This is a genomic window from Rhodococcus sp. CH91, assembly GCF_022554085.1.
In the GTDB taxonomy this organism is placed as follows: domain Bacteria; phylum Actinomycetota; class Actinomycetes; order Mycobacteriales; family Mycobacteriaceae; genus Rhodococcus.
The window spans coordinates 1-18802 of sequence record NZ_JAKFYR010000006.1 but is presented as its reverse complement, the minus strand read 5'-3'; the positions used below and the strand labels follow the sequence as shown (position 1 = coordinate 18802).

Here is an 18802-nt window from a genome sequence, read left to right as displayed (position 1 = left end):
CGCGCCGTGCGTGCCGTCGACGTCCGATACGGTGTCGTGATCGCCGGTAGTGGGCATACTGGGCTGTATGAGAGCGGTGGTCGCATGACATCGGTGGACATGGGCATCCCCGTCGTTCGCCATCGCGCAGACGATGTGTCCGACCGGCCCGACGTGCCGGAACTGCTCGACCGGTTCGGTCGCGTCGCCCGGGACCTGCGTGTCTCGCTCACGGAGAAGTGCTCGTTGCGCTGCACCTACTGCATGCCCGCCGAAGGCCTCCCGGAGATCCCGCGCGCGAAGCTGCTCACGACCGACGAGATCGTGCGTCTCGTGCGTGTCGCGACCGGACGGCTCGGCGTCCACGAAGTGCGTTTCACCGGTGGTGAACCGCTCATGCGGCGCGATCTCGAGGACATCCTCGCCGGCTGCGCGCGCGAGACGCCCGGTCTTCCGATGGCGCTGACCACCAACGGCGTGGGGCTCGAGCATCGCGCGCGGGCTCTGGCCGGGGCGGGGCTCACGCGCGTGAACATCTCGCTCGACACCCTCGACCGCGAGCATTTCGCCCGGTTGACCCGCCGCGACCGTCTCGGTTCGGTCCTCGCCGGGATCCGCGCGGCCGCGGCGGCCGGTTTCGCGCGCATCAAGGTCAATGCCGTCCTCATGCCGGAGACCCTCGCGGGGGCGGCGGACCTGCTCGAGTGGTGCCTCGCCGAGGGAGTGGAACTGCGGTTCATCGAGCAGATGCCTCTCGATGCCGACCACACCTGGGCGCGCGCACGGATGGTGTCCGCCGAAGCCCTGCTCGACGTGCTCGGGCAGCGCTTCACGCTCACGGAGACCGAACGCGAGGATCCGTCCGCGCCGGCCGAGCGCTGGTTCGTCGACGGGGGCCCGGCGACGGTGGGGATCATCGCGTCGGTGACCCGCTCGTTCTGCGCCGACTGCGACCGCACGCGCCTGACCGCCGAGGGCACGGTCCGCTCCTGCCTGTTCAGCGATCGGGAGACCGATCTGCGTGCCGCACTGCGCGGAGGCGCGAGTGACGACGAACTCGCTGCGCTGTGGCGCGGGGCGATGTGGAACAAGTGGGCCGGACACGGAATGGACGCGGCGGATTTCGCACCGCCGCAGCGCAGTATGGGAGCAATCGGTGGCTGATGTGACGACCGGGATCGAGGTGCGGTACTTCGCCGCGGCGGCCGACGCGGCGGGGCGGGAGAAGGACACGATCGACCTGTCCCCGGATGCCGACCTCGAGGCCTTGCGAGCCGTCCTCGTCGACCTCTACGGAGCGGACATGGAGCGCGTCCTGTCGGTGGCGGCCTTTCTGCTCGGCCCCGGTGACGGGGGATCGGGCGAACTCACCCGGGACCTCGGCCGGCGGGCCGGGTCCCGGGTGGACGTCCTGCCTCCCTTCGCGGGTGGTTAACTGCTGCGCCACCAGGTGTCGAACGGCGCGACCGGCATCACGCGCTTGTGGCGTGTCTCCAGAAATTTCGATTCGAGACGCGTGCTCAGTTCGGCGGTGACGTCCTTGCCTTCGAGGTAGTCGTCGATCTCGCTGTACTTCATGCCGAGTGCTTCCTCGTCCGGCAGCGCCGGGCGATCGTCCTCGAGGTCGGCCGTGGGGATCTTGATCCACGTGCTCTCCGGTGCGCCGAGCTCGCGCAGCAGCGCCGCCCCCTGCCGCTTCGTGAGCCCGGCGAGGGGAGTGATGTCCACTCCGCCGTCGCCGTACTTGGTGTAGAAGCCGGTCACGGCCTCGGCGGCATGATCGGTGCCCACCACGAGATGGCCGAGTTCACCGGCGATCGCGTACTGGATCATCATGCGCTCGCGTGCCTTGATGTTGCCGCGCACGAAATCGCGCAGGCGCGTCTCGGTGCCGTAGAGCGCCCGCGCGGCCTCCGAGGCGGTTGCGTCGGCACCCGGCTTGACGTCGACTCCGAGGGTGCGATCCGCGCCGATGAACTCGAGGGCGACGAGGGCGTCGTGCTCGTCGGCCTGTTTGCCGTAGGGCAGCCGGACCGCGACGAACTCTGCCGGATGTCCCTCGGCACGCAGCTTCTCGGCTGCGAGCTGGGTGAGCTTGCCGGCGAGCGTGCTGTCCTGGCCGCCGCTGATGCCGAGCACGAACCCCTTCGCCGGTGTGCTGCGAAGGTAGTCGGCGAGAAACTGCACGCGTGAGTCGATCTCGGCGCGAGGGTCGATGGAGGGTTTCACCCCGAGTTCTTCGATGATCCGATCGCGAAGGTTCGTCATTCGGAAAACCCTAGCGCTCTCGTGTTACTGCTGCGATACAACGGAGAAGAGCGCGGGCGGGCACACTCGGACGGGTGAGTACCGGCGTCTCCTTCCGCAAACACGATCCGCATGCGCATCCCGACTTCTTCCGTGCCGAGGCGGCCGGACTGGCATGGCTCGCCGCCGCCGGTATGCCGGTCCCGGAAGTCCGGGAGGTGGGTGCCCACCACATCGAGCTCGAACGGATTCCCGAGGTGGCACCGTCCACCGACGCCGCGCGGAGATTCGGCGCGGCCCTCGCACGGATGCACGACGCGGGCGCGAGTGGTTTCGGTGCCGCCCCCGACGGATACGACGGGCAGCTGTTCATCGGACGCCGTCCGATGAGCCGCACCGTGCACCCGCACTGGGGAGCCTTCTACATCGCCGAGCGTGTGCTGCCCTTCCTGCGGATCGCGGTCGAGGCCGGGAGCGTCACCGAGCCCCAGCGCCGCGACATCGACGCCGCCTGTGGGCTCGTCGCCGAGGGAACCTTCGACGACGACGACGAGCCTCCGGCACGGCTGCACGGCGATCTGTGGAACGGCAACGTGCTGTGGTCACCGAGCGGTGTGGTGCTCATCGACCCGGCTGCGCACGGAGGTCATCGCGAGACCGACCTGGCGATGCTCGCCCTCTTCGGGTGCCCGGAGCTCGACGAGATCGTCGACGGATACGAGTCGGCCCATCCGCTGCGGGCGGGATGGCAGCAGCGGGTGCCGATGTACCAGCTCCATCCACTCGCGGTACACGCCGCGGGATACGGTGCCGGATACGGGCGGGCGTTGCACCGGGCAGCTCTCGCGACACTCGAACTCGGAGGCAGCAGTTGAACGGGATCCTCGTCGTATCCGCCACCCGATCCGAGGCGGCGTACGTCATGGACCGGTACGAGACGGTGATCACGGGAATCGGGAAGGTGGATGCGGCGGTGGCCGTCACGTCGGCGCTCGCCTCGTATCCAGCCGATGCACGACCGCTCGTGATCAACATCGGGACCGCCGGCGCGCTGCACACCCACCATTCGGGTCTGTTCCTCCCGTCGGCCGTCCTCAACCACGACATCAGCAGTGAGGTCCTGAGAAGCCTCGGGCACCCCGTGGAGGACGTCGTCGAGATCGACGACGGGGACGGCAGCGTACTCGCGACGGGCGATTCCTTCGTCTCCGACGCGCAGATCCGCGATGCGCTGGCAGCCCGCGCCGATCTCGTCGACATGGAAGGGTTCGCGGTCGCCTTCGCCGCGCGCCGCATGGGCGCGCGGTGCCGGCTCGTCAAGCACGTGAGCGACCACGCGGACGACTCCGCGATGGACTGGCCGCAGCAGGTCGACCGCAGTGCACGAGAACTCGCGCGGTGGCTCGCCGAGCGGTACTGATCTCCACGTCGTTCAACGACGGTCGGCGCGTTCGGTGAGCGTGACGGTCGCAGCGCCCGTGGTGAGGGTGAGGACGTCCCCGTCCAGGGTCCACCGTGGCCTGCCGTCGAAGAGGGTGCGCATCCAGTCGTCGGCGCCGTCGAGCCGGGGAGGACACGACATCGGAGTGGATGCGAGCGCTCCGGCGCGGATCGTCCCACCGGACAGGTCGACAGTGCCGGTGAGCCGGTTGCATCCGGCGGTGGCGGCGAGACGCTCCCGGGCGGGGAAGGACAGCACGAGGGGACCACCCCCGGGGATGGGTCGGCCACCGACCTCGGTGGACACGTAACGCCGGCCGGTCGGATCGGCCGGCGAGGGATCCGATTCGCCGAGCCCGCACGAGAACAGCAGCGAACTCAGTGCGAGGAGAGCGATCACGCGGACTGCTCCGGGCATGTCTTTCACGGTACCGATCAGGGTCAGCGCGCCGTGAGGTCCAGCCCGTCGGTACCGTTCGATGCGGTGAGGCTCAGGGACGACCCGTCCACGCGGTAGGTCGCCTCGCCCGCCAGGACCTCGAGGATGTGTGTCTCGATGCCGGTGACTTCCGGATCTCTGCACGCCGCACGTGTCATCGTGAGCGGTTCGAAGAGGATCATTCCGTCGCCCACTTCCGCGGAACCACCGAACTCGTTGCAGCCCGTACTACCGGTCACCGTGCCGTCCTCGTCGATCCGGAGAGTGGGGGCGGCGTCGTCGAGCGCGACGGACGAGACGACGGCGTCGGCGGTGCGCAGCGAGGTCACCACCCATTCGGTGCCGGTGACCGGCCGATCGGGATCGACGACCTTCTCGTCCTCGAGTGCGACCGTCGTGTCGTCGGTGGTCAATGTGAGCGTGGTGCCGTCCAGCGACCAGCGGGGCCCGGCCCCGAACAACGAGGAGAGCCACGCATCGGATCCGTCGCGGTCCGGGGAGCAGGCCATCATCGTGCTCGCCAGGTTCTCCGTCTTCACGGTGCCGTCGGCGAGATCGGCTGCTCCGCTGAATCGGTTGCATCCGGCGGTCGCGGCGATCCGACCGTCCTCGGGGAATTCGACGACCAGCGGCCCGCCACCCGGGATCGGTGTTCCGGTCACGTCCGTCGAGACGAAGGTGCGACCGCGAAGGTCGCCGGGAGCGGCGGAGTCGGAGGCTTCGCCGCCTGCGCTGCACGCGGAGACGACGAGCGCCACCGGTACGAACGCCAGTATCCGGAATGTGTGCATCATGCGCTCACCCTTCCACGAGGGCGCCGCGCAGGGAGACGCTCGTTCCGGTCACGATCCGGTGGGCGAGTTCGGCCCAGTTGTCCGCGAGCCGACGGAGCGGGTAGCCGAGTTCGCGCCACTGGTGGAGGACGAGTGTCGCGTCGAGTGAGGCGACCAGTGATGCCGCGAGCAGGCGGGTGTCGCCGATGATGCCGGCGGCACGCAACAGGGAGTCGACGTGGGCGAGCGAGACCTGATGGGCCGGGGCGATGTAGCGGGAGTTCGCGGCGGATTCGGCCGCCCGCAGGAGTTCGCCCTGGACCTCCACGAGTTCGATGCGGGCGCGTCCGAAGGCCACGAGTCGCTCGAGCGGAGCGGCGTCCGGCCCCAGTGGCGGTGGCCCGAACAGGAAGCCGTGCTGGAACTCCCGCTCGCTGTGGTCGAGGAGTGCGCGCAGGAGGCCGGCGCGTGAACCGAACCGGCGGAAGACCGTGCCCTTGCCGACCCCGGCCCGCGCGGCGACGGCGTCCATCGTCATCGCGTCGACGCCGCGTTCGGCGACGAGGAGGGCGGCCGCATCGAGGAGGCGGCCGCGGTTGCGTGCTGCGTCGCCCCGCTCGGTGATCAGATCGTCCGCCAGAGGCAAGGGGCGAATGTTCACAAGGTCACATTCTAACGGGGGCGGGGAATGAAATGGACCGCGGTCCGTTTATCATTGAGTAGTCAATTACTTCGACCCGAGGATGTTCCCATGACCCGAGTTCTCGCCCTTGTCGGAAGCCTGCGCGACGGATCCGTCTCCCGGCAGCTCGCCGAGACCGCCGCTGCCGTCGCTGCCGAAGGCGTCGAGGTGACCCTGTACGAGGGTCTCGCCGACGTCCCCTTCTACAACGAGGACCTCGACGGTGAGGCTGCTCCGGCTGCGGCCGTCGCCCTGCGTGACGCAGCTGCCGAGGTCGACGCCGTCCTGCTGGTCACGCCCGAGTACAACGGCACCGTCTCGGCCGTGCTCAAGAACGCCGTGGACTGGCTGTCCCGCCCCTACGGCGCGGGCGCGCTGGGCGGCAAGCCCGTCGCCGTCGTCAGCCAGTCGCCCAGCCAGAACGCCGCGAAGTGGGCGCTCGACGATGCGGTCAAGGCCGTGGGCATCGCGGGTGGCGCGCTCGTCGACGGCGGATCGCTGTCGGTGGGTGAGACCTTCGGCAAGTTCGGCGGACAGCACGCCAAGGAGCATGCCGAGACCTCGCAGCAGATCGCTGCGGTCGTCGCTGCGCTCGCCGAGGCCACGAAGGTGCCGGCGAACGCCTGATCGACGGTCGTCGCAGGGCCGGAAGCCCTTCTCAGGCTTCCGGCCCTGTCGCTCAGCTCAGCGCGTCGACGATGCGCTCGACGACGTTGTTCGCGCTGTAGTAGTCGAGCCGGAAGCTGTCGTATCCCAGCGCGTAGACCCGGTCGTTCTCCACGGACGGCACCGAGGCGAGCGTCGGATCGGCCTTCAGCCGTGCGGCATCGGGATCCGTCGCGTTGATGACGAAGGTCGTGTCGCCGGTGAGTGCGAGCGGAAGGTTCTCGACCGCGACCGACACGACATCCGATCGCGCATTGCCGTCACCCGGGCGCGCGACCTCGTCGGGGACGGCGGCGACGGTGAAGCCCAGTCGAGCGGCCAGCCGGCCCTGCGCCGATTCGGCGGTGAAGATCCGCGAGTCGTTGGGGGAGTTGTAGGTGAGGATGCTCAGGGTGGGGTTCTGTGCCAGAACCGGAGCGATCGCCTCCTTGGCCTTCTCGATCGTCGCGTCGAACTCGGTGATCAGCTCCTCGGCGCGATCCTCGGCCCCGACGGCGGTCGCAAGCTGCCTCGTGAGGTCCTGCCACGACTTGTCCGAATAATCGAAGACGAGAACGGGCGCGATCTGCGAGAGCAGATCCACTCTCTCGGACGCGGAATCCGCGCCGCTGGTGGAGACGACGATCAGGTCCGGGCCTGCGGCCGTGATGGTCTCGATATTGGGCTCGCCCTGGTAGAGCACCTCGACGTCCCGTTCCTCGGCGATCTCCGCCCATTGGCTGAACAGTCCGGCATCGTCGGTCACGGTGCTCGGAGGCTGAGCGCCGGTGCCGATCAGCGGTGCGTCCAGGGCCAGTAGCGAGCCGGTCAGCGTCACGCTGGTGGACACGATGCGTTCGGGCCGGCTCTCGAGGGTGACGGGTCCGTCGGCGGTCTCGACGGTCCGTGGCCACTCGCCGGTGACCTCGGTGGAGGTGGACGCCGGGGGCGTGTTCGTGTCGTCACCGGACGAACATGCGGTAAGGGTGATCCCGAGGGTCAGTGCGCCGAGTGCGGCAACGAAGCGGGCGCCGACGGCCCGGCGCGAAATTGGGCTTTGCAACAAAGGTTCCTCCTGAAATTGGTGCAAGGGCATAGTACTTAGGTGAGGTTTACCTTATTGCTCGGGGTCTGTCCGGTCCCTTCGTGGAAGCCCGACGATTCGACTCCGCCCCCGAGGGGAATGCCCCGAGCACAGCCCATCGTTCGGAGGTTCGCCCATGACACCCGGGGATACGCAGACCGGCCGCGGTCACGGATCCGATCTCGACATCGTTCTCCACGTCGACGGAGTCGAGCATCGTGTCCCGATCGACGTCCGCACCACCGTGCTCGACGCGTTGCGTGACCGTCTCGGGATCACCTCCCCGAAGAAGGGATGCGATCTCGGCCAGTGCGGAGCGTGCACCGTACTCCTCGACGGACGTCGCGTCGTCTCGTGCCTGAGCCTCGCCGTCTCGCACGACGGAGCCGAGATCGTCACGGCCGCCGGGCTCGCCGAGGGCGGACTGCATCCGCTCCAGGCGCAGTTCATCGAGGACGATGCGTTCCAGTGCGGCTACTGCACGCCCGGTCAGATCTGCTCGGCGGTCGGCATGTTCGACGAATTGGCCGACGGAGCACCGAGTCACGTCACTGCAGATCTCGACGCCGCCCCGGAGCTCGACGACGACGAGATCCGGGAGCGTATGAGCGGCAACCTGTGTCGATGCGCCGCCTATCCGAACATCGTCGCTGCCATCCGCGCGGTCGCAGGCCGCGACACCGACGCGGATACGGCATCCGCGTCCGCCGGGGAGGGCCGATGAGATCCTTGCGATACGAACGCCCGGCCGACCCTGCCGCAGCCGTCGCCCTCGTGCGCGACACACCGGGCGCGGTCTTTCTCGCCGGCGGAACGAACCTGGTCGACCACCTCAAACTCGGCGTGGCCACGCCCGAACTGCTCGTCGACGTCTCCCACCTCCCGCTCGACACCGTCGAGGAAACGGCCGACGGGGGAATCCGAGTGGGCGCCAACGTGCGCAACAGTGACCTCGCCGCGCATCCCTTCGTGCGAAGCAACTATCCGATGCTCTCGCGAGCCCTGCTCGCCGGCGCTTCGCCGCAGCTCCGGAACGCGGCGACCACGGGCGGCAACCTGCTTCAACGCACCCGCTGTTCCTACTTCCGGGATGTGACCACAGCCTGCAACAAGCGCGAACCGGGCACCGGCTGTTCGGCTCTGGGTGGCTACACCCGCTACCACGCCGTACTCGGCGCCTCGGATCACTGTGTGGCCACCCATCCCTCCGACATGGCGGTGGCATTGCTCGCTCTCGACGCCGAAGTCCTGGTCCTCGGCCCCGACGGCGAGCGCGCTGTCGCGGTGGAGGACTTCTACCGGCTCCCTGGCGACAGCCCGGAGCGCGACACCGTGCTCGAACGGGACGATCTCGTCGTCGGTGTCCGGATTCCCGCCCCCCAGACCTCACTGTCGACCTACCGCAAGGTGCGCGACCGGGCGTCCTATGCTTTCGCGCTGGTCTCGGTGGCGGCCGAGATGACGGTCGCGGACGAGGCGATCACGGGCTGCCGCATCGCGTTCGGAGGAGTGGCACACCGGCCGTGGCGGGCACACCGCGCAGAAGCCGCACTGCTCGGGCAGCGGCCCACCGCTGAGATCTTCGCCGCCGCGGCCGACGCCGAACTCGCCGACGCGCAGCCTCTCGACGGCAACGCCTACAAGATCCCGCTGCTGCGACGCACCGTCGTGGCGACCCTGCGTGAACTCGACGAACGACGCGAGCGAGGTGAATCCGCATGAGCCCCGAGCCGATCCGAGCGGGCGGACGCTCCACCGCACGAATCGACGGACCGGCGAAGGTCGCCGGGACGGCGCCCTATGCGTACGAGCACCCGGTCGACGACCCCGCCTATCTCGTACCCCTGGTCTCGAACATCGCGCGGGGACGCGTCGAGCGGATCGACACCACCGCAGCAGAACAGCTACCCGGGGTGCTGAAGGTGCTCACGCCGTGGAACGCCCCGAGGCTCACCGACGAGGCGGAGGGCGAATACTCCGTGCTGCAGACACCCGAGGTGCTGTACCGAGGGCAGATCGTCGCAGCAGTCGTCGCCGAGAGTGCCGAGATCGCCCGCGAAGCGTGCTCCCTGCTCGAGGTCGAGTACAGCGAGCAACCGCACGACGTGGTGTTCCGCCCCGACCATCCCGACGCCTACACCCCCGAGACGGTCAACGGCGGCTACGAACCCGATACCGCGCGAGGCGATGTCGACACCGCCTTCGCCCGCGCCGACATCGTGCTGGACCGGTGGTACTCCACGCCGGAAGAGCACAACAATCCGCTGGAACCGCACACCGTCGTCGCGGTGTGGATGAGCGATTCCGTGTCCTCGGACGGGGATTCCGGTGAGCCGACGCTGACCCTGTACACCTCGACGCAGCACCCGCACGGTGTCGTCGGCACCCTCGCCCCGGTGTTCGGACTGGAACCGGAGGGTATGCGGGTGATCTGCCCGTACATCGGTGGGGGATTCGGCTCGAAGGGCGGACCGCACGCGCACGATGTACTCGGTGGCCTTGCCGCACAGTCTCTTCCGGATCGTCCGGTGAAGTTCGCCGTCTCGCGCCAGGATATGTTCGGCTACGTCGGCTACCGTGCCCCGACGGCCTCGCGGATCAAGCTCGCAGCGGACCGCGAGGGCAGGCTGAAGGGCCTCGTGCACGAGGCGTTCACACAGTCCTCCCGGGTCACCGAATTCGTCGAGCAGGCCGCGGTGCCGTCCCGTAATCTCTACGACGTCGCCAACGTCCGCACCTCTCATCGGGCGATCACACTCGACGTCCCCGCACCCTTCTGGATGCGTGCCCCCGGCGAGGCGCCGGGCATGTTCGCCGGTGAGGTCGCGATGGACGAGCTCGCTGCCGAACTCGGTATCGACCCGATCGAGTTGCGCATCCGGAACGAGCCCGAGGCCGATCCGGAGTCCGGCCTGCCGTGGTCCTCGAGACGGCTCGTCGAATGCCTCCGGGAAGGCGCGCGGCGGTTCGGATGGGATCCGTCCGATCGGGAACCCGGTACCCGGCGCCGGGGCAACACACTGGTCGGGACCGGAGTCGCTGTCGCGACCTACCCTCACATGGTCAACCCCGGTTCGGAGGCGCTGATCCGGTATCTCGGGGACGGCCGGTACTCCGTCCGTATCGGAGCGACCGATCTGGGCACCGGTGCGTGGACCACGCTCACGCTCATCGCCGCCGATGCTCTGGGTTGCCGTCCCGAGGACGTCGACCTCGAGATCGGGGACAGTGCGTTGCCGAACGGCACGGTGGCCGGCGGATCGTCCGGAACGTCGTCCTGGGGCACTGCGATCGTCACGGCCGCCGAGGAATTCGGCAAGCGTTTCGGCGACGATCCCGCCCAGGGCTCCGAGCTGTCGGCGACCGCGGCGGAGAATCGCGAACTCGAGCACTACAGTGCCCAGTCCTTCGGCGCGCACTTCGCGGAGGTGCACGTGGACGTGTACACCGGTGAGATCCGGGTGCCCCGCATGTTCGGGCTGTTCTCCGTCGGCCGGGTGATCAACCCGCGGACGGCGCGCTCGCAGTTCATCGGAGGTATGTCGTTCGGTATCTCGATGGCGCTGTTCGAGGAGAGCATCCGTGACCCGCGTTTCGGGCACGTCGTCAACCACGATCTCTCCGAATACCACGTGCCGACGAACGCGGACATCCGGGAGGTCGAGGCGGATTGGCTCGACGACGAGGATCTGCACGCGACACCCATGGGCTCGCGGGGAATCGGTGAGATCGGAATCGTCGGAAGCGCAGCGGCGGTCGTGAACGCCCTGTGGCACGCGACAGGAGTGCGCGTGCGGGACCTGCCGGTGCGGCTCGACGACCTACTGCCCGGCCTGCCCTGAAGCGCCGGACCGGTAACACGCCGGGTGCCTGCCCGGCGGCAGTGCTGGAGCTCGGCCGATCGCAAATCCACCCGGGCGGGCGCCGTCGTCGACGAACACGGCTTCGAGACGATCCGGGGACGGTGCCAGGTGCAGGCTCACCGTGGTGGGCCGTAGGGCCGCCGGGTTGCCGATGCCGACGCGGGCATGCGTCGCCGGGCCGGGTAGGGGAAGGGTGGCGAGTCGGCATGCCCGGCGGGGCCCGCAGGGCGGCACGCGGGGGACTGTCGGTGATGCCTGCCACACTGTGCTCGAGGTCTCTCGTGACATCGTCCGGCGACACGCCGGGACACGCCGGAAAGCCGCCGGAAGGGAGGGTTGCGACCTGGGAATATCAGCTTTGTAAGTCACAACATCCTGGGTTCTGTGTATCCCGGGGGCACAAGGTGTAGTGTCTAGACCGCTGGAAGGCCACTAGTGCCGACGGTCTCTCGGGGAAGCGGGATCGGACGGATTCGTGGGCTTCCGGGTAACGCGCAGCAGTCAGTCGTCAGGCCGCCCACGGCCGTCGGAAAAGGGGCATTCATGAACATCACCGTCTACACCAAGCCTGCCTGCGTCCAGTGCACCGCCACCTACCGCGCTCTCGACAAGGCCGGTATCGAATACGACATCGTCGACATCAGCGAGAACCCGGAGGCCCGCGATTACGTCATGGCCCTGGGCTACCTCCAGGCGCCGGTCGTCGTCGCCGGTGACGATCACTGGTCGGGTTTCCGCCCCGACCGCATCAAGGCGCTCACGGTCGCTGCCTGAGCCCCGGGTCGCCTTCGCGGCCCACCCGATCGTCGTCGTCTCCGGCCGGAGTTCGTGTCCGTCCGGACCGGTCTTCGTACATCGAATGAAGAGTGGTGACTACCGATGGCTTCGCTGGGGCCGATCCCGGGAACGTCGCTGGTGTATTTCTCGAGTACATCCGAGAACACCCACCGATTCGTGCAGAAATTGGAGATTCCGGCCAGCCGGATCCCTCTGCACGATCGCGAGGGTGTCTTCGAGGTGTCCGAACCGTACGTACTCATCGTGCCCACCTATGGCGGAGGGACGACCGCCACGGGACGCGATACCCGCTATGTACCGAAACAGGTCATCCGATTCCTCAACAACGAGCACAATCGGAGCCTGATCCGTGGGGTCATCGCGGCGGGCAACACCAATTTCGGCGACTCGTACTGTTTCGCGGGAGACATCGTCTCGCGGAAGTGCAAGGTGCCGTATCTCTACCGATTCGAGTTGATGGGCACGGCCGACGACGTCGAACGCGTCCGCGACGGCCTCGCCCGATTCTGGGAGTCCGCTCTCCAGAACGCTTGAGCCACATCCGTATCCGTACTCCACGCGCGTCGCGGACGTGACTGCGCGGCCGTTTTCCTAACTCCGACAAGTGGGGACAGCACTGTGACCATTACCGATCCCGCTCCCGCTGCGAGCGCGCACCTCGACGACTCGACCAAAGATCTCGATTACCACGCGCTCAACGCGATGTTGAATCTGTACGGCCCCAACGGTGAGATCCAGTTCGACAAGGATGTGGCCGCTGCCCGCCAGTACTTCCTGCAGCACGTCAACCAGAACACCGTCTTCTTCCACAACCTCGACGAGAAGCTCGACTATCTCGTCGAGGAGAACTACTACGAACCCGAGGTGCTCGACAAGTACTCGCGGTCGTTCGTCAAATCGCTGTTCGACCACGCGTATTCGAAGAAGTTCCGGTTCCCGACCTTCCTCGGCGCTTTCAAGTATTACACCTCGTACACGCTCAAGACCTTCGACGGCAAGCGGTACCTCGAGCGGTTCGAGGACCGTGTGTGCATGGTCGCGCTGACGCTCGCCGACGGCGACGAGATCCTCGCCCGGCACCTCGTCGACGAGATCATCTCCGGTCGCTTCCAGCCCGCGACCCCCACCTTCCTCAATTCGGGAAAGAAGCAGCGCGGCGAGCCCGTCTCGTGCTTCCTTCTTCGCATCGAGGACAACATGGAGTCGATCGGCCGCGCCATCAACTCCGCTCTGCAGCTGTCCAAGCGCGGCGGCGGAGTCGCTCTGCTGCTCAGCAACATCCGCGAGCACGGCGCCCCGATCAAGAAGATCGAGAACCAGTCCTCCGGCGTCATCCCCATCATGAAGCTGCTCGAGGACTCCTTCTCCTACGCCAACCAGCTCGGGGCCCGTCAGGGTGCCGGTGCGGTCTACCTGCACGCGCACCACCCGGACATCTACCGCTTCCTCGACACCAAGCGTGAGAACGCGGACGAGAAGATCCGCATCAAGACCCTCTCGCTCGGCATCGTCATCCCCGACATCACGTTCGAGCTGGCGAAGAAGAACGAGGACATGTACCTGTTCTCGCCGTACGACGTCGAGCGCGTCTACGGAAAGCCCTTCGCCGACATCGACGTCACCGAGAAGTACTACGAGATGGTCGACGACAAGCGCATCCGCAAGTCGAAGATCAAGGCGCGCGAGTTCTTCCAGACCGTCGCGGAGCTGCAGTTCGAATCCGGCTACCCGTACATCATGTTCGAGGACACGGTGAACCGGGCCAACCCGATCGCCGGCAAGATCACCCACTCGAACCTGTGCTCGGAGATCCTGCAGGTCTCGACGCCCTCGGAGTACAACGACGACCTGTCCTACAGCCATGTCGGCAAGGACATCTCGTGCAATCTCGGGTCGCTCAACATCGCGAAGGCGATGGACTCGCCCGACTTCGCCCAGACCATCGAGGTCGCCATCCGCGGCCTGACGGCGGTCTCCGACCAGACGAGCATCGCCTCGGTCCCGTCGATCGAGCGTGGCAACAACGAATCCCACGCCATCGGCCTCGGTCAGATGAATCTGCACGGCTTCCTCGCTCGTGAGCGCATCTTCTACGGGTCCGAGGAAGGCGTCGACTTCACGAACATCTACTTCTACACGGTGCTGTTCCACGCTCTGCGCGCCTCGAACAAGATCGCGATCGAACGCGGCGCGTACTTCAAGGGATTCCCGGAGTCGAAGTACGCCTCGGGTGAGTTCTTCGACAAGTACACCGATCAGGTGTGGGAGCCGGCCACCGAGCGCGTCCGGCAGCTGTTCGCCGCCTCGGACATCGCCATCCCGACCCAGCAGGATTGGCGCGAGTTGAAGGAGTCCGTGCAGAAGCACGGCATCTACAACCAGAACCTGCAGGCGGTGCCGCCCACCGGCTCGATCTCGTACATCAACCACTCGACGAGTTCGATCCACCCGGTCGCGTCGAAGATCGAGATCCGCAAGGAGGGCAAGATCGGGCGTGTCTACTACCCGGCGCCCTACATGACGAACGACAACCTCGAGTACTTCCAGGACGCGTACGAGATCGGCTACGAGAAGATCATCGACACCTACGCCGCCGCGACGCAGCACGTCGATCAGGGCCTGTCGCTGACGCTGTTCTTCAAGGACACGGTCACCACGCGCGACGTGAACAAGGCGCAGATCTACGCGTGGCGCAAGGGAATCAAGACGCTGTACTACATCCGCCTGCGGCAGATGGCGCTCGAGGGCACCGAGGTGGAGAACTGCGTCTCCTGCATGCTGTGATCCGCACTTCGTGACAGTCCTTGCATCAGCACACAATTCAGGTAGGTAACCGATGACTGCAGCAGCTCACTCGCCGGCCGACGGCGTGCGCGTCAAACTCATCGATCGCGTCTCCGCGATCAACTGGAACCGCGTTCCCGACGACAAGGACGCCGAGGTCTGGGATCGCCTCACCGGCAACTTCTGGCTCCCGGAGAAGGTGCCCGTCTCCAACGACATCCAGTCGTGGGGCACCCTCACCGAATACGAGCAGGAACTGACGATGCGGGTCTTCACGGGCCTGACGCTCCTCGACACCATCCAGGGCACGGTCGGTGCGGTCTCGCTGATCCCCGATGCGGTTACCCCGCACGAGGAAGCGGTGCTGACCAACATCGCCTTCATGGAGTCGGTGCACGCGAAGAGCTACTCGCAGATCTTCTCGACGTTGTGCTCGAGCCGGCAGATCGACGACGCTTTCCGCTGGTCGGAGGAGAACGAGCACCTGCAGCGCAAGGCGCAGATCATCCTCGACTACTACAAGGGCGACGACCCGCTCAAGCGTAAGGCGGCGTCGACTCTCCTCGAGTCGTTCCTCTTCTACTCGGGCTTCTACCTGCCGATGTACTGGTCGTCGCGGGCGAAGCTCACCAACACCGCCGACATGATCCGCTTGATCATCCGTGACGAGGCCGTCCACGGCTACTACATCGGGTACAAGTACCAGCGCGGCCTGGAGAAGATCACCCAGACCGAGCGCGACGAGCTCAAGGACTGGGTCTTCGAACTGCTCTACGAGCTGTACGACAACGAGACCCACTACACGGCAGATCTCTACGACCAGGTCGGCCTGACCGAGGACGTCAAGAAGTTCCTGCGGTACAACGCCAACAAGGCGCTCATGAATCTCGGATACGAGGCGCTGTTCCCCAAGGACGAGACGGACGTCAACCCGGCCATCCTGTCCGCGCTGTCCCCGAATGCCGACGAGAACCACGACTTCTTCTCCGGTTCGGGTAGCTCGTACGTGATCGGCAAGGCCGTCGTCACGGAAGACGACGACTGGGACTTCTGACCCGAACCGCTCACCGACGGCCGGCCGGTCTCCTCTCCTCGGAGTGGGGCCGGCCGGCCGTCGGCGAATCCGGGTCAGCTGTGACGGAACCACGCCTCCGCGCGACCTGCGAGCGCCTTCTCCAACCGCAGGCGCGAGGTGTCGGTTAGTGGTTCCGGCAGTGCGTCCGGCGCGAACCACGCGACCTCGAGGTTCTCGTCGTCGGCCACCCGCGCGCGTCCGCCGATGGCGCGCAGCAGGAAGCAGACGTCGAGATACCGGGCGACATCCCCGTTGGGGTAGGTGATGGGCGCGGTGACGTCCACACTCGTCAACCGGACGACCTCGGCGTCGACCCCTGTTTCCTCGAGTACCTCCCGCACGGCGGCGACCGCGGGTTCCTCGCCGGGCTCGAGGATTCCGGACACCACCGCCCACATGCCGTTGTCGGCGCGCCGGGTGAGCAGTACGCGACCGGCGTCGTCCATGACGATCGCGCTCACCCCCGGAAGCCACAGGGGAGCGGTTCCTACATGCGAGCGGAGTTGGACGACGAATTCGGGTATCGGCACGCCCTCGTTTCTATACCGGGATCCGTCACGGCGCCGGACGAGGCGATCAGCTCGAGTATCCGTTGAGTGTGTGTGTCAGGTCGGTGAGGATCGCGCGCGCGGCGACGGGCCCGGGCGTCGACCACACGTCGTCGCTCACAGAGAACAGCCGGTTGTCGCGGACGGCACCGAGGTCGAGCCATTCGTCGGTCCGCATGTATTCCGTGCCGCGCTCGAGCCCTTCCTCGCCGGCGAAACGGACGAAGATCACGTCGCCGTCCGCCGCAGCGGGGTCCGCGGTGTCGACGGGCTGCCACGGGCGTCCCTCGACCACCGCGAACCGCTGAGCGGGCGGCCGCGCGGCCCCGAGATCGCCGAGCACCTGACCGGCGAACGAGGCCGTGCCTTCCACAGTCGGCCCGTCGGGCGTGAACCGGACGATCGATGCCTGGGTCTGGGGCGAGGCCAGTTCGCGGCCCAGTTCACGCGCTGCCGTCGTGTAGTCGTCGAGCACACGCCGAGCCGCGTCCGTGCGTCCGAGCGCCTCGCCGACGCGCAGGAACTGTTCCCGCCAGAACACCGGGTCGGAGCCGACCAGCACGGTGGGAGCGACAGCGTTCAGGGAGGTGTAGGCGTCGGGATCGGTGGAGGAACCGAGGATCACGTCCGGTCGGGCGCGCTCGATCGCCGCGACGTCCGGGGCGCCCGCCGCTCCGACGGCCGGCAACTCGCCGATTCCGGTACCCAGATATTCCGGCCGTCCGGAGACCTCGGCGCTCGCTCCGACGACGCGTTCCCACAGACCGAGCGCGCAGACCGCGTCGAGTGCGGCGGTGTCGAGGACGACGATCCGCTGCGGGTCGACGGGAACGTCCGACCGTCCCGCGGTGTGCAGGACCGTCCGGGTGCCGTTCGCCGGTTGTCCCGGATCGAGAGGGGAGGGCAGGGCGCACGCGGTGGAGGTGTCCCGGTCGATACCCACGACGGACGCTCCGGCGATACGAGTCGTGGTGCGCACGATCTCGGATGCGTCGTCGTCGGGCGGGGTGGAGCACCCGGCCAGAGTTGTCGCCACCGCAGCGACGGCTGCGACGAGCACTGCTCGTGACCGGTGCACGGAAATCACGTCGGACCACTCCTGTAGGACGCTGCTCGGATCGGACGGCTCAGGCTATCCCGTCGGTGTCGGTCGATTCCGAAGGTGTCCGCGAGGTCGACGGGAGTTCGGTGGGTCCTTCGTCCCAGCTCCGCGGTGCGTGTGTCAGCGCCTGTGGCTGCCGACTGTGAGGTGTGGCACAGGCTCGGATGGTGGTTGTGTGCTCCTGCCCAGGTAGCGTCACACGTCGAATACGACACTGAGTAGGACCCGGAGGGCGACCGTTTCGGGGAGGGTCTACGATTCGATGAGCGCAAGCCAGAGACCGTTCGCCTCCAGCCCGAGGTCGAGCGCGCATTCAGGAGGATTAGTGACTGCCGTAGCGCCCCAGCCAGTCCCAGAGATAGCTGCAGCAAGGCCGTACCCGCCGCGGCAGGGACCCAAGGGTTCGTTCATCTACAAGATGATCACGACCACAGATCCCAAGATGTTGGGGATCATGTACCTGGTCACCTCGTTCGCCTTCTTCCTCATCGGCGGCCTGATGGCCCTGCTGATGCGCACCGAGCTCGCGGTCCCCGGCCTGCAGTTCCTGTCGAACGAGCAGTTCAACCAGCTGTTCACCATGCACGGCACGATCATGCTGCTGATGTACGCGACGCCGGTCGTCTTCGGCTTCGCGAACTACATCCTGCCGCTGCAGATCGGTGCTCCCGATGTCGCGTTCCCGCGTCTGAACGCCTTCAGCTACTGGCTGTACCTGTTCGGCGCGACGATCGTCATGCTCGGTTTCGTCACCCCCGGCGGCGCTGCGGACTTCGGCTGGACGGCCTACACGCCGCTCACCAGTGAGATCCACTCTCCGGGTGTCGGCGCCGACTTCTGGATCCTCGGCCTCGGCGTGATGGGTCTGGGCACCATCCTCGGTGGCGTCAACTTCATCACCACCGTGGTGTGCATGCGTGCACCGGGCATGACCATGTTCCGGATGCCGATCTTCACCTGGAACATCCTGATCACCAGCTTGCTGATCCTGCTCGTGTTCCCGCTGCTGACCGCCGCCTTCATGGGTTTGTTCGTCGACCGTCACCTCGGTGGCCACATCTACGATCCGGCCACCGGCGGCGTGCTTCTGTGGCAGCACCTGTTCTGGTTCTTCGGTCACCCCGAGGTCTACGTCATCGCGCTGCCGTTCTTCGGCATCGTCTCGGAGATCTTCCCGGTCTTCTCCCGGAAGCCGATCTTCGGTTACACGGGTCTGGTCTACGCCACGATGGCCATCGCGGCGCTGTCGATCGCAGTGTGGGCGCACCACATGTACGCCACCGGCGCCGTGCTGCTGCCGTACTTCGCCTTCATGACCTTCCTGATCGCGGTCCCGACCGGTG

Annotated in this window: 20 protein-coding genes; 13 read left to right on the top strand and 7 right to left on the bottom strand. The window is 67.0% G+C overall.

Going from position 1 to position 18802, the window contains the following annotated elements; translation table 11 throughout:
- Positions 1 to 84: 84 nt before the first annotated feature.
- Both moaA and MOM01_RS13035 read left to right on the top strand, forming a co-directional pair.
- On the top strand, positions 85 to 1143 hold the full coding sequence (gene moaA, locus MOM01_RS13040) for a GTP 3',8-cyclase MoaA (protein ID WP_241385863.1): 1059 nt from the start codon (positions 85 to 87) through the stop codon (positions 1141 to 1143).
- Positions 1136 to 1414 (top strand): MoaD/ThiS family protein, encoded by a 279-nt coding sequence (locus MOM01_RS13035; protein WP_241385862.1) that lies wholly within the window; start codon positions 1136 to 1138, stop codon positions 1412 to 1414. The genes moaA and MOM01_RS13035 overlap by 8 nt, the downstream gene beginning before the upstream one ends.
- Here the strand turns inward: MOM01_RS13035 and nadE are convergent.
- Positions 1411 to 2247 carry an ammonia-dependent NAD(+) synthetase gene (gene nadE, locus MOM01_RS13030; RefSeq protein WP_241385861.1) on the bottom strand — a complete coding sequence of 279 codons (837 nt, stop codon included), beginning with the start codon at positions 2245 to 2247 and terminating at the stop codon, positions 1411 to 1413. The two genes, MOM01_RS13035 and nadE, sit on opposite strands and share 4 nt — an antisense overlap.
- A gap of 74 nt (positions 2248 to 2321) precedes the next feature.
- On the opposite strand from nadE, the gene MOM01_RS13025 reads away from it, so the two are divergent.
- Together MOM01_RS13025 and MOM01_RS13020 are read left to right on the top strand one after the other, a co-directional pair.
- Positions 2322 to 3101, top strand: coding sequence for a fructosamine kinase family protein (locus tag MOM01_RS13025; RefSeq protein WP_241385860.1), 780 nt, complete (start codon positions 2322 to 2324; stop codon positions 3099 to 3101).
- Positions 3098 to 3646: a nucleosidase gene (locus MOM01_RS13020; RefSeq protein ID WP_241385859.1), complete on the top strand. Its 549-nt coding sequence runs from the start codon at positions 3098 to 3100 to the stop codon at positions 3644 to 3646. Before MOM01_RS13025 ends, MOM01_RS13020 begins: the two co-directional genes overlap by 4 nt.
- A 12-nt stretch (positions 3647 to 3658) precedes the next feature.
- Here the strand turns inward: MOM01_RS13020 and MOM01_RS13015 are convergent, their stop codons facing one another.
- The 3 genes from MOM01_RS13015 to MOM01_RS13005 are packed head-to-tail and all read right to left on the bottom strand — an operon-like array spanning position 3659 to position 5539.
- On the bottom strand, positions 3659 to 4084 hold the full coding sequence (locus MOM01_RS13015) for an META domain-containing protein (RefSeq protein WP_241385858.1): 426 nt from the start codon (positions 4082 to 4084) through the stop codon (positions 3659 to 3661).
- Positions 4085 to 4107: 23 nt separating this feature from the next.
- Positions 4108 to 4899, bottom strand: a complete 792-nt coding sequence (locus MOM01_RS13010; protein ID WP_241385857.1) for an META domain-containing protein — start codon at positions 4897 to 4899, stop codon at positions 4108 to 4110.
- A 4-nt stretch (positions 4900 to 4903) separates the two neighbouring features.
- Positions 4904 to 5539, bottom strand: coding sequence for a TetR/AcrR family transcriptional regulator (locus MOM01_RS13005; protein WP_241385856.1), 636 nt, complete (start codon positions 5537 to 5539; stop codon positions 4904 to 4906).
- A gap of 90 nt (positions 5540 to 5629) precedes the next feature.
- Here MOM01_RS13005 and MOM01_RS13000 point away from each other — a divergent pair, with 90 nt between their 5' ends.
- Entirely contained in the window at positions 5630 to 6187 is a 558-nt protein-coding gene (locus MOM01_RS13000) for an NAD(P)H-dependent oxidoreductase (RefSeq protein ID WP_241385855.1), read from the top strand.
- Between the two features lie 52 nt (positions 6188 to 6239).
- Here MOM01_RS13000 and fepB read toward each other — a convergent pair whose 3' ends face one another.
- Entirely contained in the window at positions 6240 to 7271 is a 1032-nt protein-coding gene (gene fepB / locus MOM01_RS12995) for a Fe2+-enterobactin ABC transporter substrate-binding protein (RefSeq protein ID WP_241385854.1), read from the bottom strand.
- A gap of 154 nt (positions 7272 to 7425) precedes the next feature.
- On the opposite strand from fepB, the gene MOM01_RS12990 reads away from it, so the two are divergent.
- The 7 genes from MOM01_RS12990 to nrdF all read left to right on the top strand — a co-directional run bounded on the left by MOM01_RS12990 (position 7426) and on the right by nrdF (position 15788).
- Positions 7426 to 8013, top strand: coding sequence for a 2Fe-2S iron-sulfur cluster-binding protein (locus tag MOM01_RS12990; RefSeq protein ID WP_241385853.1), 588 nt, complete (start codon positions 7426 to 7428; stop codon positions 8011 to 8013).
- Positions 8010 to 9011: an FAD binding domain-containing protein gene (locus MOM01_RS12985; RefSeq protein ID WP_241385852.1), complete on the top strand. Its 1002-nt coding sequence runs from the start codon at positions 8010 to 8012 to the stop codon at positions 9009 to 9011. The genes MOM01_RS12990 and MOM01_RS12985 overlap by 4 nt, the downstream gene beginning before the upstream one ends.
- Positions 9008 to 11131 (top strand): xanthine dehydrogenase family protein molybdopterin-binding subunit, encoded by a 2124-nt coding sequence (locus MOM01_RS12980; protein WP_241385851.1) that lies wholly within the window; start codon positions 9008 to 9010, stop codon positions 11129 to 11131. The genes MOM01_RS12985 and MOM01_RS12980 overlap by 4 nt, the downstream gene beginning before the upstream one ends.
- A 564-nt stretch (positions 11132 to 11695) precedes the next feature.
- Complete coding sequence (locus tag MOM01_RS12975) at positions 11696 to 11926, top strand: redoxin NrdH (protein ID WP_241385850.1); 231 nt, start codon at positions 11696 to 11698, stop codon at positions 11924 to 11926.
- Between the two features lie 105 nt (positions 11927 to 12031).
- The gene (gene nrdI / locus MOM01_RS12970) at positions 12032 to 12484 is read left to right on the top strand and encodes a class Ib ribonucleoside-diphosphate reductase assembly flavoprotein NrdI (RefSeq protein ID WP_241385849.1); all 453 of its coding nucleotides are present in this window, start codon (positions 12032 to 12034) and stop codon (positions 12482 to 12484) included.
- Between the two features lie 84 nt (positions 12485 to 12568).
- Positions 12569 to 14734, top strand: a complete 2166-nt coding sequence (nrdE, locus tag MOM01_RS12965; RefSeq protein ID WP_374112300.1) for a class 1b ribonucleoside-diphosphate reductase subunit alpha — start codon at positions 12569 to 12571, stop codon at positions 14732 to 14734.
- A gap of 52 nt (positions 14735 to 14786) precedes the next feature.
- Positions 14787 to 15788, top strand: a complete 1002-nt coding sequence (gene nrdF / locus MOM01_RS12960; RefSeq protein WP_241385848.1) for a class 1b ribonucleoside-diphosphate reductase subunit beta — start codon at positions 14787 to 14789, stop codon at positions 15786 to 15788.
- Positions 15789 to 15862: 74 nt separating this feature from the next.
- Here nrdF and MOM01_RS12955 read toward each other — a convergent pair whose 3' ends face one another.
- Together MOM01_RS12955 and MOM01_RS12950 are read right to left on the bottom strand one after the other, a co-directional pair.
- Positions 15863 to 16339: an NUDIX hydrolase gene (locus MOM01_RS12955; protein ID WP_241385847.1), complete on the bottom strand. Its 477-nt coding sequence runs from the start codon at positions 16337 to 16339 to the stop codon at positions 15863 to 15865.
- Positions 16340 to 16385: 46 nt separating this feature from the next.
- Positions 16386 to 17444: an ABC transporter substrate-binding protein gene (locus MOM01_RS12950; protein WP_241385846.1), complete on the bottom strand. Its 1059-nt coding sequence runs from the start codon at positions 17442 to 17444 to the stop codon at positions 16386 to 16388.
- A gap of 340 nt (positions 17445 to 17784) precedes the next feature.
- On the opposite strand from MOM01_RS12950, the gene MOM01_RS12945 reads away from it, so the two are divergent.
- Positions 17785 to 18802, top strand: a 1018-nt coding sequence (locus tag MOM01_RS12945; protein ID WP_241385845.1) for a cbb3-type cytochrome c oxidase subunit I, incomplete at its 3' end; no start/stop codon positions are given.

What these genes read in the sequence shown, in the direction of transcription:
- moaA (WP_241385863.1), top strand. Translation starts at nt 85, where the DNA reads ATGACATCGGTGGACATGGGCATCCCCGTCGTTCGCCATCGCGCAGAC.
- nadE (WP_241385861.1), bottom strand. Translation starts at nt 2,247, where the DNA reads ATGACGAACCTTCGCGATCGGATCATCGAAGAACTCGGGGTGAAACCC.
- MOM01_RS13015 (WP_241385858.1), bottom strand. Translation starts at nt 4,084, where the DNA reads ATGCCCGGAGCAGTCCGCGTGATCGCTCTCCTCGCACTGAGTTCGCTG.
- MOM01_RS13010 (WP_241385857.1), bottom strand. Translation starts at nt 4,899, where the DNA reads ATGATGCACACATTCCGGATACTGGCGTTCGTACCGGTGGCGCTCGTC.
- MOM01_RS13000 (WP_241385855.1), top strand. Translation starts at nt 5,630, where the DNA reads ATGACCCGAGTTCTCGCCCTTGTCGGAAGCCTGCGCGACGGATCCGTC.
- MOM01_RS12990 (WP_241385853.1), top strand. Translation starts at nt 7,426, where the DNA reads ATGACACCCGGGGATACGCAGACCGGCCGCGGTCACGGATCCGATCTC.
- MOM01_RS12985 (WP_241385852.1), top strand. Translation starts at nt 8,010, where the DNA reads ATGAGATCCTTGCGATACGAACGCCCGGCCGACCCTGCCGCAGCCGTC.
- MOM01_RS12980 (WP_241385851.1), top strand. Translation starts at nt 9,008, where the DNA reads ATGAGCCCCGAGCCGATCCGAGCGGGCGGACGCTCCACCGCACGAATC.
- MOM01_RS12975 (WP_241385850.1), top strand. Translation starts at nt 11,696, where the DNA reads ATGAACATCACCGTCTACACCAAGCCTGCCTGCGTCCAGTGCACCGCC.
- nrdI (WP_241385849.1), top strand. Translation starts at nt 12,032, where the DNA reads ATGGCTTCGCTGGGGCCGATCCCGGGAACGTCGCTGGTGTATTTCTCG.
- nrdF (WP_241385848.1), top strand. Translation starts at nt 14,787, where the DNA reads ATGACTGCAGCAGCTCACTCGCCGGCCGACGGCGTGCGCGTCAAACTC.